At 35.7% G+C, this 14,262-nt stretch carries 12 protein-coding genes and 1 rRNA gene; 12 read left to right on the forward strand and 1 reads right to left on the reverse strand.

Annotated elements, in window-relative coordinates:
* The first annotated feature begins 10 nt into the window (after window positions 1-10).
* The 12 genes from accD to ABJI11_RS08510 all read left to right on the forward strand — a co-directional run bounded on the left by accD (window position 11) and on the right by ABJI11_RS08510 (window position 13,937).
* Complete coding sequence (accD, locus tag ABJI11_RS08455) at window positions 11-886, forward strand: acetyl-CoA carboxylase, carboxyltransferase subunit beta (RefSeq protein ID WP_348351221.1); 876 nt, start codon at window positions 11-13, stop codon at window positions 884-886.
* Window positions 883-1,368, forward strand: a complete 486-nt coding sequence (locus tag ABJI11_RS08460; RefSeq protein WP_348351204.1) for a hypothetical protein — start codon at window positions 883-885, stop codon at window positions 1,366-1,368. The genes accD and ABJI11_RS08460 overlap by 4 nt, the downstream gene beginning before the upstream one ends.
* 106 nt (window positions 1,369-1,474) lie before the next feature.
* A complete protein-coding gene (gene rpsO, locus ABJI11_RS08465) occupies window positions 1,475-1,744 on the forward strand; it encodes a 30S ribosomal protein S15 (RefSeq protein WP_036156156.1) in 270 nt (89 codons plus the stop codon).
* 215 nt (window positions 1,745-1,959) lie between these two features.
* Window positions 1,960-4,176, forward strand: a complete 2,217-nt coding sequence (locus tag ABJI11_RS08470; protein WP_276494803.1) for a polyribonucleotide nucleotidyltransferase — start codon at window positions 1,960-1,962, stop codon at window positions 4,174-4,176.
* Between the two features lie 160 nt (window positions 4,177-4,336).
* Window positions 4,337-5,200 carry a sigma-70 family RNA polymerase sigma factor gene (locus ABJI11_RS08475; protein ID WP_036156158.1) on the forward strand — a complete coding sequence of 288 codons (864 nt, stop codon included), beginning with the start codon at window positions 4,337-4,339 and terminating at the stop codon, window positions 5,198-5,200.
* Window positions 5,201-5,453: 253 nt separating this feature from the next.
* A complete protein-coding gene (gene pulA, locus ABJI11_RS08480) occupies window positions 5,454-7,436 on the forward strand; it encodes a type I pullulanase (protein WP_348351207.1) in 1,983 nt (660 codons plus the stop codon).
* 33 nt (window positions 7,437-7,469) lie between these two features.
* Window positions 7,470-7,694 carry a VF530 family protein gene (locus tag ABJI11_RS08485; protein WP_348351209.1) on the forward strand — a complete coding sequence of 75 codons (225 nt, stop codon included), beginning with the start codon at window positions 7,470-7,472 and terminating at the stop codon, window positions 7,692-7,694.
* Entirely contained in the window at window positions 7,694-8,146 is a 453-nt protein-coding gene (locus ABJI11_RS08490) for a tRNA (cytidine(34)-2'-O)-methyltransferase (RefSeq protein ID WP_348351211.1), read from the forward strand. Before ABJI11_RS08485 ends, ABJI11_RS08490 begins: the two co-directional genes overlap by 1 nt.
* A 272-nt stretch (window positions 8,147-8,418) precedes the next feature.
* Entirely contained in the window at window positions 8,419-11,529 is a 3,111-nt protein-coding gene (locus ABJI11_RS08495) for a glycosyl hydrolase (RefSeq protein ID WP_348351213.1), read from the forward strand.
* 84 nt (window positions 11,530-11,613) lie between these two features.
* The gene (gene rpe / locus ABJI11_RS08500) at window positions 11,614-12,264 is read left to right on the forward strand and encodes a ribulose-phosphate 3-epimerase (RefSeq protein WP_348351215.1); all 651 of its coding nucleotides are present in this window, start codon (window positions 11,614-11,616) and stop codon (window positions 12,262-12,264) included.
* The gene (locus ABJI11_RS08505; RefSeq protein ID WP_348351217.1) at window positions 12,261-13,238 is read left to right on the forward strand and encodes a YpdA family putative bacillithiol disulfide reductase; all 978 of its coding nucleotides are present in this window, start codon (window positions 12,261-12,263) and stop codon (window positions 13,236-13,238) included. The genes rpe and ABJI11_RS08505 overlap by 4 nt, the downstream gene beginning before the upstream one ends.
* Before the next feature lie 510 nt (window positions 13,239-13,748).
* Window positions 13,749-13,937, forward strand: a complete 189-nt coding sequence (locus ABJI11_RS08510) for a hypothetical protein (RefSeq protein WP_348351219.1) — start codon at window positions 13,749-13,751, stop codon at window positions 13,935-13,937.
* A 201-nt stretch (window positions 13,938-14,138) separates the two neighbouring features.
* Here the strand turns inward: ABJI11_RS08510 and rrf are convergent.
* Window positions 14,139-14,250: ribosomal RNA gene (rrf, locus tag ABJI11_RS08515) — 5S ribosomal RNA — on the reverse strand.
* Between the last annotated feature and the right edge of the window lie 12 nt (window positions 14,251-14,262).

The following is a 14,262-nucleotide window of genomic DNA, read 5'->3' on the forward strand; positions in this document are numbered from 1 at the left end:
TATGGATGATATGACGGCTTGGTTTAAAAGAAAAGAAAAAGGTATACAAACCTCTACTGAGGAAAAGAAAGACACACCTAAAGGCCTTTGGTATAAATCGCCAACAGGAAAAATAGTGGAGTCTGACGATCTTGCAAAAAACTTTTACGTAAGTCCAGAAGATGATTATCACGTAAGAATAGGCAGTAAGGAATATTTCGAAATTTTGTTCGATAATAATAAGTTTACTGAACTTGATGCTAACCTTAGTTCTAAAGATCCTTTGAAATTTGAGGATACCAAGAAATATAGTGAGCGTTTAAAAGCTGCACAGAAAAAAACCGGACTTAAAGATGCCGTAAGAACCGGATACGGAAAATCTTATGGTAAGGATATTGTGATCTGCTGTATGGATTTTAAATTTATTGGCGGTTCTATGGGTAGCGTAGTAGGTGAGAAAATTGCTCGAGGTATAGATTATGCCATTAAAAAGAAAACACCATTTATGATGATATCCAAGTCTGGTGGAGCTCGTATGATGGAGGCAGCACTTTCATTGATGCAATTAGCAAAAACATCTGCTAAATTAGCACAGTTATCAGAAGCTGGCTTGCCATACATTTCTTTATGCACCGATCCAACAACTGGCGGTACAACTGCTTCATATGCTATGCTTGGTGATATTAATATTGCAGAGCCAGGAGCGTTGATAGGTTTTGCCGGTCCTAGAATTGTAAAAGATACTACAGGTAAAGATTTACCTGAAGGATTTCAATCATCTGAGTTTTTATTGGAACACGGCTTTTTAGATTTCATTTCACACAGAAGAGATTTAAAGAAAAAAGTGAACTTATATATTGACTTAATACAGAACAAACCTGTAAGATCAGAAAAAGCAACAGCGTGAAATCATTAGTATTCATAATACTATCACTATGGTTTTTATGCTGTACTACAGATAAAGAAAAAATGCTCGTCGAAGAATCAGATTCGACGAGCATTTTTAATTTCAACGCACAGGTTACAGAAGTAAGCATATCAGGAGAACCAAACGCTTACATGTTCAATACTACAATCTCAAGTCCAGATACAGGATGTGACCAATATGCAGATTGGTGGGAGATTATAGATTTAGAAGGCAATCTTATCTATAGAAGAATTTTGACACATAGCCATGTAGACGAACAACCATTTACAAGATCGGGCAGCAACATTCCCCTAGATAGCACCACCGAAGTGTATATTAGAGTACATATGAATACTACAAGTTATTCAAATGCTGTACTAAAAGGGTCTATCGATACTGGGTTTTCTTCAAATGAACTAGATGCTGAATTTGCCAAGGAGCTAGAAAACGTAGAACCCTTACCAAATGGTTGTGCCTTTTGATTTTAAATTATTAAAATTTAAATAAAACATTTCAAAAAATATCTTACCTTTGCGGCTTGATTGAAAATCAATCACGTACATAAAAATCATTTAAAATAATATTGGAATGTATTTATCAAAAGAAGTAAAAGCCGAAATTTTCAAAAAACACGGCGGTAGCGAAACAAACACTGGTTCTACAGAAGGACAAATTGCTTTGTTTACACACAGAATTAATCACTTGACCGGTCACTTGAAAAAGAACCATAAAGATTACAACACAGAGCGTTCATTAGTAAAGCTCGTGGGTAAAAGAAGAAGTCTTCTTGATTACATGATTAAAAATGATATTGTAAAATACAGAGAGCTAATTAAAGAGCTAGGTATTAGAAAATAATATTGCAAAAGGGGATAGCTAGCTATCCCCTTTTTTAATACTCCCGCCTTAGGAGTTTAAGCCAAATTTATTGGCAAAGGAGAACAAAAAGCTACACACGGTTTTTCATTGGTCAACACAACAACACAACAACACAACAACTCCGACCAGAGAAAGTTCAGTCGGAAAGACCATTGTTTAACAAATTTGCACGATGCAAATTTTAATCGAATTTTATGATTCCAAAAGTATTTAAAGAGGTCATAGACCTTGGTGACGGTAGAGAAATCTCTATTGAAACAGGAAAATTGGCAAAACAGGCACACGGCTCTGTTGTTGTCCAATCAGGAAAATGTATGTTATTATGTACAGTTGTTTCCAACTACAAACAAAGTGATGTGGACTTTCTTCCACTAACGGTAGATTACCGTGAAAAATTTGCAGCTGCAGGTCGTTACCCAGGTGGTTTCTTCAAAAGAGAAGCAAGACCTAGTGACGGTGAAGTATTAACTATGCGTTTAGTGGATCGTGTACTACGACCATTATTCCCTAAAGATTATCACTCTGAAACTCAAGTGATGATTCAATTAATGTCTCATGATGAAGACGTTATGCCAGATGCAATGGCAGGTTTAGCTGCTTCTGCCGCTATTCAATTATCAGATTTCCCATTTGAATGTGCTATCTCTGAAGCAAGAGTTGGTCGTGTAAACGGTGAATTCGTTATTAACCCAACTCGTGCTCAATTATTAGAGTCTGACATCGATATGATGATCGGTGCCTCTGCTGATTCTGTAATGATGGTTGAAGGTGAGATGGATGAGATTTCTGAAGAAGAAATGACCGAAGCAATTAAGTTTGCACATGAAGCTATAAAAGTTCAATGTGCTGCTCAAGAAGCGTTAGCGAAAGCTTTCGGTAAAAAAGATGTACGTGAGTACGAGCCAGAACGTGAAGATGCTGATTTAGCTAAGAAAATTCATGACATGGCTTACGATAAAGTATATGCTGTTGCCCAAGCAGGTTCTGCAAAACATGAGCGTAGCGCTGCTTTTGGAGAAATCAAAGAAGAAATTAAAGCTTCTTTCTCTGAGGAAGAGCAAGCTGATTATGGCTCATTGATTTCTAAATACTACAGCAAAGCTGAGAAGGCAGCCGTACGTGATTTAACATTAAATGAAGGTTTACGTTTAGACGGTCGTAAGACTGATGAAATCAGACCAATTTGGTGTGAGGTGAACTATTTACCTTCTACACACGGTTCTTCTATCTTTACTCGTGGAGAAACTCAAGCTTTAGCTACAGTTACTTTAGGTACAAGTAGAGAAGCAAACCAAATTGACATGCCGTCTTACGAAGGTGAAGAGCGTTTCTATTTACATTATAACTTCCCTCCTTTTTCAACCGGTGAAGCAAGACCTATTCGTGGAACATCTCGTAGAGAGGTTGGTCATGGTAACTTGGCTCAACGCGCATTGAAAGGAATGGTTCCTGAAGATTGCCCATACACGGTACGTGTAGTTTCAGAAATTTTAGAATCTAACGGTTCTTCTTCTATGGCTACTGTTTGTGCTGGTACTATGGCGATGATGGATGCTGGTGTTCAATTGAAAAAACCAGTTTCTGGTATTGCAATGGGATTAATTTCTGATGCCGATTCTGGTAAATACGCTGTTCTTTCTGATATTTTAGGTGATGAAGATCACTTAGGTGATATGGACTTTAAAGTTACAGGTACTGCAGATGGTATTACCGCTTGCCAAATGGATATTAAAGTAAAAGGTCTTTCTTATGAGATTCTTGTTAATGCTTTAAAACAAGCTCGTGATGGTCGTTTACATATCTTAGGAAAAATTACGGAAACTATTTCTACTCCTAACGAAGATGTTAAAGATCATGCTCCTACAATGGTATCTAGACGTGTTCCTAATGAATTCATTGGTGCATTAATTGGACCTGGTGGAAAAGTGATTCAAGAAATGCAGAAAGAAACTGAAACAACTATCGTTATCAACGAAGACCCAGTTACTGAAGAAGGTATCGTAGAAATCTTAGGTGTTGGTAGAAAAGGTATCGATGCTGTAATGGCAAAAATAGATTCTATCTTATTTAAACCAGAGGTTGGTAGCGTTTACGAAGTAAAAGTTATTAAGATGCTTGATTTTGGTGCAGTTGTAGAATATATGGATGCTCCAGGTAATGAAGTATTGTTACACGTAAGTGAATTAGCTTGGGAACGTACGGAAAATGTAGCTGATGTGGTAAACATGGGTGATGTATTTGATGTTAAGTATTTCGGTATAGACAAACGTACTCGTAAAGAGAAGGTTTCTCGTAAAGCACTTTTACCTAAACCAGAAGGTTTTGTTGAAAGACCACCACGTGATGATAAAAGAAGAGATGACCGTCGTGGAAACGATCGTAATCGTGATAGAAAACCAAGAAGAGATTAATACTCTTGTAAGGTAATTCTTAAAGCCTCGACTAAACAGTCGAGGCTTTTTTTATGTAGTTCAACGGAAAAATGAACTTTTTTTGATTGAATTGTAACATTCGGAAGTTTTTTACGTATAAGTATATGCAGTCTATGCAAACTGAACTTAATTTATTTTAATGAGACAGCTTAAGATTACAAAACAGGTCACCAATAGGGAGACCGCATCTTTGGACAAGTACTTACAAGAAATTGGAAAAGTAGACTTGATTACCGCTGATGAAGAAGTAGAGTTGGCACAACGTATCAAGGCAGGCGACCAGATCGCTCTTGAAAAACTTACCAAAGCCAACCTCAGATTCGTGGTTTCAGTTGCGAAGCAGTACCAAAACCAAGGTCTTACTTTGCCAGATTTGATTAACGAGGGTAACCTTGGTCTAATCAAAGCTGCACAGCGTTTTGACGAAACGCGGGGATTTAAATTTATCTCCTACGCCGTATGGTGGATCCGTCAATCTATATTACAAGCATTGGCAGAACAATCTCGTATCGTTCGTTTGCCATTGAACAAAATTGGGTCTATCAACAAGATCAACAAAACTTTTGCTTTCCTTGAGCAGGCACACGAAAGAATGCCTTCACCTGAAGAAATTGCGAAAGAATTGGATATGACTGTTGATGACGTAAAACAATCATTGAAAAACTCAGGTAGACATGTATCTATGGATGCCCCTCTTATTGATGGTGAAGATTCTAACCTTTATGATGTACTTCGTAGTGGTGAGTCTCCTAATCCAGATAGAGAATTGTTACATGAGTCTTTACGTACAGAAATTGAGCGTGCTTTAGAAACATTAACGCCTCGTGAGGCAGATGTTATTCGTTTGTACTTTGGTCTTGCTAACCAGCATTCTATGACCTTAGAAGAAATTGGTGAAACTTTTGATCTTACCAGAGAAAGAGTTCGTCAAATTAAAGAAAAAGCAATTAGACGTTTAAAGCATACTTCTAGAAGTAAAATATTAAAAACGTATTTGGGTTAAAAACCCTCAGCGTTCAAGCTATAAAAATTACACGTTAAATATTCCCTAAATTGGTAATATGGCATATTAATTGTAATTTTAACGGTAACAACAGTTTATCATGACTGTTCGTTTTTTGATTGATGAATAAACTCCGGCTGATTACCGGAGTTTTTTCATTTATAATAGTTTCATTAGTATTTACTTAGCTAAGATTAAACTACTATCATCTCCTAAATTTCTTTCCTTATCTTAGAGCATCATTACCAACCCAATGAAATACACACTACTAATTTCAATAGTTTTCATGTGCTTTAGTTCTTGTAATCAACATAAAAATAATACTGACTATAGCAGCTATCCAACTCCTGTAAATGAAAATCTATGGCCACAGTACAGTCAAAAATCTACCTTATTTAAACTCTGGTCTCCTAATGCCGAAGAAGTAATCTTAAAACTTTATAAAACCGGAAACGACACTAAATCATATATAAAATATTCATTAACCAAAGACGACTATGGTATTTGGAAAATTAATGTTGACGGTGATTTGAACGGAACTTACTATACTTTTCAAGTTAAATCAGATAACAAATGGCTAAATGAAACACCAGGGATTTATGCTCAAGCTGTTGGCGTAAACGGAAATAGAGCAATGGTTGTCGACATGGAAAAAACTAATCCTAAAAATTGGCAAAATGATAACTCCCCTTCTCTAAATCACCAAAATGAAGCTATAATCTATGAGCTTCATATAAGAGATATGACAATTCATCCACAATCAGGATCTTCTTTACCTGGAACTTATTTAGGCTTGGTTGAACCTGGAACAAAAGGACCTAACCAAATTGCTACTGGTATTGACCACATAAAAGAATTAGGCATAACTCATGTACACCTTTTACCTACTTTTGATCATTATGCCATAGATGAAACCAAATTAACTACACCGCAATTTAATTGGGGATATGATCCTCAAAATTATAATGTTCCTGAAGGGTCCTTTTCTACCGAGCCTTTTAATGCAGAAGTTCGCATTAAAGAATTTAAACAAATGGTTCAAAGTTTTCATGACAATGGTATTGGTGTTATAATGGATGTTGCTTATAACCATACCGGCAAAACAGATGAATCTAACTTTAATCAAGAAGTACCTGGTTATTATTACCGGCATTGGGAAGATGGTTCTTATTCAGATGCTGCTGCTTGCGGCAACGAAACTGCCTCTGAGCGCGCAATGATGCGTAAATTCATAATTGAATCTGTTTTATATTGGACAAAAGAATACCATATTGATGGTTTTAGATTTGATCTTATGGGCATTCATGATATTGAAACTATGAATCAACTATCCAAAGCTGTTCTAGAAATAAATCCTGATGCACTACTTTATGGCGAAGGATGGACTGCCAAAGATTCACCTCTACCAGAGGAAAAACGAGCATTAAAAAAGTACACCCATCAACTAAATAGTATAGGAGCTTTTAGTGATGATTTACGTGACGGATTAAAAGGTTCTGTTTTTAAAGATAAAAGTTTAGGTTTTGTAAGTGGAGCTAAAAATACCGAAGAATCTATAAAATTCGGAATCGTTGGTGCTATTCAACATCCTCAAGTTAATTATAAAAGCGTAAATTACTCTGACGCCCCATGGACCAACGAACCATGGCAAGCTATAAATTACGTATCCTGTCATGACAATCATACTCTTTTTGACAAACTAAAAATTTCAAGACCCAATGCAGATTTTAAGTCTTTAATTGCAATGGATAAATTGGCAAATGCCATTGTACTTACATCGCAAGGGACTCCATTTCTACATGCCGGATCAGAAATGCTGCGTACTAAAAATGGCGAACATAATTCATATAATCTACCAGATAGCATTAACCAACTAAATTGGAATTGGAAAAATGATTATAAAGATGTTTTTCTCTACTATAAAGATCTAATTAAACTAAGAAAAGAGCATCCAGCTTTTCATATGACAACTGCAGTACAAGTTCGTGAACATCTAAGATTTCAAGAAGTAAATGATAGCCTTGTTTCATTTACCTTAGTTGACAATGCAAATAATGATAGCTGGAAAAATATTTTGGTTATCTACAATGCATCCCACGAAAAAATCAATTATAAAGTTGAAGGAGTTTGGCAAGAAGCGATTTCTGGTAGTACCTTTGACCTCACCGGCACTCGTACCTTATATGGCAATTTTGATGTTCCGGCATTGTCAATGTACATTGCATTTCAAAATTAAACGTAGTTACTACTTCTAAATAAAAAATCTATTATGGGCTCAGATTCTCAACCTAACAATCCGCTGCACGGTGTAAAATTGGTTACTATTCTAGAAGAACTTACAGAAAAGTATACGTGGGAAGATTTAGCCGGTCAGGTCAATATTAACTGTTTTAAGAGTAATCCTTCCATAAAATCTAGCTTAAAATTTTTACGTAGAACACCATGGGCACGTGAAAAAGTGGAACATTTATACCTTCAATCCTTTAAAAAATAATGAGCTTTAATATTGTACTTATAGAACCAGAAATTCCCAATAACACAGGAAATATTGGCAGACTAGCTCTTGGCACAGGTTCTACGCTGCACTTGGTAAAACCTTTTGGGTTTGAACTTACAGATAAACGCTTAAAAAGAGCAGGTCTTGATTACTGGCAGCATCTAAATGTTATAATGTACGAGAATGTTGATGCATTCTTTGAGCAGAATAAAAACGAAAAAATGATTTTCTTTTCTGCCAGTGCTACTAAAAATCATTGGGAAATTGATTTTGAAGATGATATGTTTTTAGTTTTCGGCAAAGAATCTGTTGGTTTACCTAAATCTATTTTAAATAAAAATGAGGATAAAGCTGTAAAAATCCCTTTATACAGTAAACATATCCGTAGCCTTAATTTAGCTAATGCAGTTGCAATTTCTATTTATGAAGGCTTAAGACAAATACAATAACACACCTGTTACTCCCTAATTGTTTTGGCGTTGAATTTTTAGAATAAAAATTTTAAACCTCCACTTTTTAATTGCTGTATTTCATAAATATTGAAATGGCAAAATAATCTGTTTATTACAAGAGTATTCTTAAGACAATCTTCATTTAATACACTTACGATATTAAATGAGTTCTTACCTCGATAAAGTTTTCCTATCTCTCATTAATGGTAAATTAAATTATTATTTTCAAGCTAATAATTAATAAATCCACCTACCAAACAACAACTAGTATGAACTCAAAATCACTTCTCGTCTTTATTTTTTCCTTTTTATTTATTTGCAGCTCTTTGCATGCTCAAAAAAAGAAGAATAAAAAAACCAACTCGCAAACTACACTCAACAAAGCGTTTTATGATAATTTAGAATGGCGCAATATTGGACCTGTTCGCGGTGGACGTTCATTAGGATCTGCCGGCAGCCCAAGTAGGCCCAATGAATATTATTTTGGAGCAACTGGTGGTGGGTTATGGAAAACTACCGATGGTGGTAATGAATGGAAACCAGTTACAGATGGTCAAATAACTAGCTCTTCCGTTGGCGCTGTGGCCGTATCCGAAACAAATCCTGATATCGTCTATATTGGCATGGGAGAAGTACAATTAAGAGGTAGTATTACGCAAGGTGACGGCGTTTACAAATCAATTGATGCCGGTGAAACATGGAAACACTTAGGATTAGAAGAAACACAAGCGGTTTCTAGAATTAGAATTCATCCTACAAATCCTGATATTGTATATGTTGCAGCTTTAGGTCACCCATATGGTGATAATGAAGAACGTGGTGTTTTTAAAAGTACCGATGGTGGTAATACATGGAACAAAACACTTTACGTAAGTGATAAGGCTGGTGCTGTAGACTTGATTATTGATCGCAACAACCCAAATGTATTATATGCCAGTACTTGGCAAGTGCAACGTAAAGCTTGGAAAATGTGGGGCGGCGGTCCAGATTGTAAACTATGGAAGTCTACTGATGCTGGAGAAACTTGGACAGATCTTTCAAAAAACCCAGGTATGCCAGAAGGTCCGCTAGGTAAAATTGGGGTAACCGTATCTCCAGCAGATTCCAATCGTGTTTGGGCAATTGTTGAAGCTAATGAAGGCGGAGTTTTTCGTTCAGATGATGCAGGTAAAACTTGGAAAAAAACTAATGATGAACGCAAACTGAGGCAACGTGCATTTTACTATTCTAGAATTTATGCCGACCCATTGGATAAAGATATCGTTTACGGACTAAATGTAAACTTTTGGAAATCTACGGACGGAGGCGAAACATTTGATACCAAAATCAAAGTTCCTCACGGAGATAATCATGATTTATGGATAGACCCTAATAATTCTGACAGAATGATTTCTTCAAATGATGGCGGTGGCGTTGTTAGTTTAAACGGTGGAAAATCTTGGACAGAAGAAGATTACACTACTACTCAGTTGTATCATGTCATGACCACCAACGATATACCTTACCATGTGGCAGGTGCGCAACAAGATAATAGTACCATTGCCGTACCAAGTGACGGATGGGAACACATGCAGGCAAGAGGTCAAGGTGATGGTTGGGCATATGCCGTTGGTGGTGGAGAAAGCGGTTGGATTACTCAACACCCAACCAATTTAGATATATTTTATGCCGGTAGTCAAGGTGCACTTTTAACACGTTATGACAGAAGTAATGGTCAATCTAGAGATATACAGGTGTATCCAAGATTTTTCTCTGGCGAGCCTGCTAGCGCTTTACCTGAACGTTGGCAATGGACTTTCCCTATTATGTTTGCCCCAAAAGATGATAATGTCATGTACACGTGCTCACAACATGTTTGGAAAACCACGGACGATGGACAATCTTGGGAAAAAATCAGTCCAGATTTAACGTATGCAGATCCATCTACATTAGGTAAAACTGGGGGTATTATTACCATGGATATGAACGGACCTGAAATTTACGCTACTGTCTTTGCTCTTGCTCCATCTAACCACGACATTAATACCATATGGGCAGGTTCAGATGATGGTAAAATACATATTACTAGGGATGGAGGTGAAAGTTGGTCGGATATTACACCAAAAGAGTTACCAAAATTTTCTAGAGTCAGTATCATTGATGAGTCAATTCACAATCCAGGAACATTATACGTTGCGGCAAATAGATACCAAGTAGATGATAGACAACCTTATGTTTTTAAAACACACGACTATGGAAAAACTTGGACAAAAATTATTAACGGAATAGAAGATGGGCATTTTGCAAGAGCGGTTCGCGAAGACCCCGTTAGAGAAGGTCTTCTTTTTTTAGCTACCGAACATGGAGTATACTTCTCCATGAACGATGGCGAATTATGGCAAAGTCTTCAATTGGAACTACCAGATACACCGGTTAGAGATTTAGTCGTAAAAGATAATGATGTCGTTTTAGGAACCCACGGTAGAGGATTTTGGATTCTTGATGACATTCAGCCCTTAAGACAATACACTTCTGAAATGAAAGATCAAGAAGCCGTACTTTTTAAACCAACAAATGCTTTAAGAGGGTTGACGAATGCTTCTATTCAATATTATTTAAAGGAAGAAAAAGACACTATCACCTTTGAAATCTATGACGCCAATGATGAACTAATAAATACTTTTACCGGCAACAAACCTAAATACGAAGTAGACCCTAACATACCTTATTGGTTAAAAGGCGGATCCACAAAACCGACCACTGCAAAAGGAATAAACAATTTTACATGGGACATGAGATATCAAGGTGCTACTACTTTTGAAGGAATGATAATATGGAGTGCAAGACCAGCACGTGGACCAAAAGCACCTTTAGGGACTTATAAAGTAAAAATGAAATCTGGTGATTATGAAAAAACCTATGCATTTGATATTGAAATGGATCCAAACCTAAAAGGTATCACCAAAGATGATTTAGACAAGCAGTTTGAACTATCGAACAAAATAATGAGTAAGACAACAGCTGCGAATGAAGCGGTTATTAAAATCCGTGAAATCAAGAAATCGCTGGGTGATGCAAAAGATAATATTAACGAGTTTGAAACAGAGATTACACCCTTCTTGAACGAGTTAACCGAAGTTGAAGAAGCGCTATATCAAGTTAAAAACCAATCGGGACAGGACCCTTTAAACTTCCCTATAAAATTAAATAACAGATTGGCATCATTAAGAAGAAGTGTAGAATCAGGAGAAGCAAAACCTACAAATGGAGCTTATAAAGTTTACGAAGAATTATCGGCAGAATTGGATATTGAATTGAACAAGTTGAACGCTATTTTTCAGCAATACAAGTCAAAAGTAAATCCTATTCTTATAAAAAATGGTGGTACTGAAATTGACTAAAGAGAGTTAAAGCAAAATTTAAAAACAACTGTTGAACGAAATACAAATCCGTATTTTTGTATTGAATTATAAAGGTTTTATATAATGAAAAAGGCAAGTATAGCGCCATCACTTTTAGCAGCAGACTTTGGGAATCTACAACGAGATGTAGAAATGGTAAACGCCAGTGAGGCTACATATCACCATATAGATGTAATGGACGGAGTGTTTGTTCCAAATATATCTTATGGTATGCCTGTCGTTAAAGCAATACATAAATATGCAACTAAGCCTTTAGACGTGCATTTAATGATTGTAGATCCTGATAGATACCTTGAGGAATTTGCCAATTTAGGTGCTCATATTCTAACCGTACATTATGAAGCATGCACTCATTTACATAGAACCATACAAGCCATTAAAGCTTTAGGCATGAAAGCAGGCGTTGCCTTAAACCCCCATACCAATGTAATGCTATTAGAAGATATTATTCAAGATATAGATTTGGTATTGATCATGAGTGTTAACCCAGGTTTTGGCGGGCAATCTTTTATAGATAATACTTATAAAAAAATAAAACAGGCAAAAGAATTGATTACTAGAAAAAATTCAACTGCCTTAATTGAGATTGATGGCGGTGTAACCACTGCCAACTCACAAAAATTAGTTGATGCTGGTGCGGATATTTTAGTTGCGGGTAGCTTTGTTTTTAAAAGTGATAACCCTAGCAACACCATAAAAGAATTAAAGGGATGAACACAGTATTTGATATTGTAATTGTTGGCGGAGGACCTATTGGTATTGCATGCGGTTTAGAAGCAAAGAAAAACGGACTTTCATATCTTATCATTGAAAAAGGTCCTATTGTAAATTCTCTTTTTCACTATCCTAGCAACATGCAATTTTTCTCATCCTCCGAAAAATTAGAAATTGATGAAATACCTTTTATAAGTAATGAAGCCAAACCAAAAAGAGATGAAGCTTTAGAATACTACCGCCGTATCGTCACTTCTAATAAACTAAATATGCATCTATTTGAAAAAGTAAATAATATTCAGAAAAATAATGGTGCGTTTTCTATAACAACAAATAAGAATGCCTACACTTCAAAACAAATTGTAGTAGCTACAGGATTCTATGATATTCCTAATTTATTAAATGTTCCCGGAGAAGATTTAGAGAAAGTAGTACATTATTATGATAACCCTCATTATTATTCAGGTCAGAAAGTAGCAGTTATCGGTGCAAGTAACTCTGCCATTGATGCTGCCTTAGAATGCTATAGAAAAGGAGCTGAAGTATCTTTAATAATACGTGGACCAGAAGTAGGCAAAAGAGTAAAATACTGGGTAAGACCAGATATCATTAACCGTATTGAAGAAGGAAGTATTAAGGCTTATTTTAATACTACAGTTAAATCAATTACAAAAGAAGCCATTACTTTAGTTACAAATAATGAAGAAGTAGAAATACCAAATGATTTTGTATTGGCATTAACGGGATACAAACCTAATTTTGATTTCTTACAAAAATTAGGAGTAAACATCAGCAATGATGAGAAAAAACTACCTGAATACAATCCTGAAACTATGGAAACAAACATTGAAGGACTCTACTTGGCAGGTGTCATTTGTGGTGGTATGGAAACACATAAGTGGTTTATCGAAAACTCAAGAATACATGCAAAAATGATTATGAAAAATATTGTCTCGGATTCTATTACAGTATAATTACAATCATAATCACCTGATTTATTACGGTTAATGATAAAGTCAATAGGTAAAATATAACAATGTTATATATTTACTTAATACCAAAACCTAACCATATTATTTTCTTCGGTACCGAATCAGCTAACCTTGACTCCGTAAAAACAAGAAATATAACTTGTCAGCTTTGCAATAACCAATATACTATATATTATCATTTACAGAAGACATGCACACGTGTTCTGGATACCTGTATTTCCAATAGGCAAAAGCGGAACTTCTTACTGTAGGCACTGTAAAGAAACAGTATCGCCAAAATAAATGTAACAAGTGCTTAAAATGCATTAGAAAAACATTAAAGACAATGCTAAAGGACCAATTTGGCTATTTTCAGAATTATTAGTCTTAGCGTTAACGATAACATTTCATGCATATTCCAGTAGAAAAGATAAAGAAAATACACAACGCTATTTAACAGATCCATTAGTGGTGATATATAAATACAAAGCTAATAATGGTAATTATTCTTCTATGAGACTTGAAAAAGCTACAACAGATAGCTTATACCTTCCATTAAACGATTATGTAATTTCCAAAAAACCAGGACTGTACAAAATTGATAAAGCGGAAAACTACTCTAAAATAACTTACGGTTATTCCAAAAACCAAATATCTCAAATGCAGATAGAAGGTGTTATTTTCAATATAAACAGAGATTAATTTCTTTTCAAAAAATATTAAGATTAATAAAACCCGAGAAATCATTATCTCAGTTTTTATTAGTGCTATATATCTTAGTAATTAGATATATAACCATCTATATTACTCTGTAAAATGAAGGCTTTGTCACTAAGATCACTAAATAGGACTAAGATTTCTTGAATAAAAAAAGCCCCTTACATTACTGTAAAGGGCTTTCGAAAAAGGCGGCTACCTACTCTCCCACTTGGTATAGCAGTACCATCGGCGCAAACGGTCTTAACTTCCCTGTTCGGAATGGTAAGGGGTGGGCCCCGTCGCCATGGCCACCTAAGTTTTAGATCGG

This window comes from Maribacter sp. (assembly GCF_039968975.1).
In the GTDB taxonomy this organism is placed as follows: Bacteria; Bacteroidota; Bacteroidia; order Flavobacteriales; family Flavobacteriaceae; genus Maribacter.

Bases quoted from the DNA above. Each gene is read 5' to 3' on its own strand.
- pulA (WP_348351207.1), top strand. From the start codon at position 5,454: ATGAAATACACACTACTAATTTCAATAGTTTTCATGTGCTTTAGTTCT.
- ABJI11_RS08495 (WP_348351213.1), top strand. From the start codon at position 8,419: ATGAACTCAAAATCACTTCTCGTCTTTATTTTTTCCTTTTTATTTATT.
- ABJI11_RS08505 (WP_348351217.1), top strand. From the start codon at position 12,261: ATGAACACAGTATTTGATATTGTAATTGTTGGCGGAGGACCTATTGGT.
- ABJI11_RS08510 (WP_348351219.1), top strand. From the start codon at position 13,749: ATGAGACTTGAAAAAGCTACAACAGATAGCTTATACCTTCCATTAAAC.
- rpe (WP_348351215.1), top strand. From the start codon at position 11,614: ATGAAAAAGGCAAGTATAGCGCCATCACTTTTAGCAGCAGACTTTGGG.
- ABJI11_RS08475 (WP_036156158.1), top strand. From the start codon at position 4,337: ATGAGACAGCTTAAGATTACAAAACAGGTCACCAATAGGGAGACCGCA.
- ABJI11_RS08470 (WP_276494803.1), top strand. From the start codon at position 1,960: ATGATTCCAAAAGTATTTAAAGAGGTCATAGACCTTGGTGACGGTAGA.
- ABJI11_RS08485 (WP_348351209.1), top strand. From the start codon at position 7,470: ATGGGCTCAGATTCTCAACCTAACAATCCGCTGCACGGTGTAAAATTG.
- rpsO (WP_036156156.1), top strand. From the start codon at position 1,475: ATGTATTTATCAAAAGAAGTAAAAGCCGAAATTTTCAAAAAACACGGC.
- ABJI11_RS08490 (WP_348351211.1), top strand. From the start codon at position 7,694: ATGAGCTTTAATATTGTACTTATAGAACCAGAAATTCCCAATAACACA.
- accD (WP_348351221.1), top strand. From the start codon at position 11: ATGACGGCTTGGTTTAAAAGAAAAGAAAAAGGTATACAAACCTCTACT.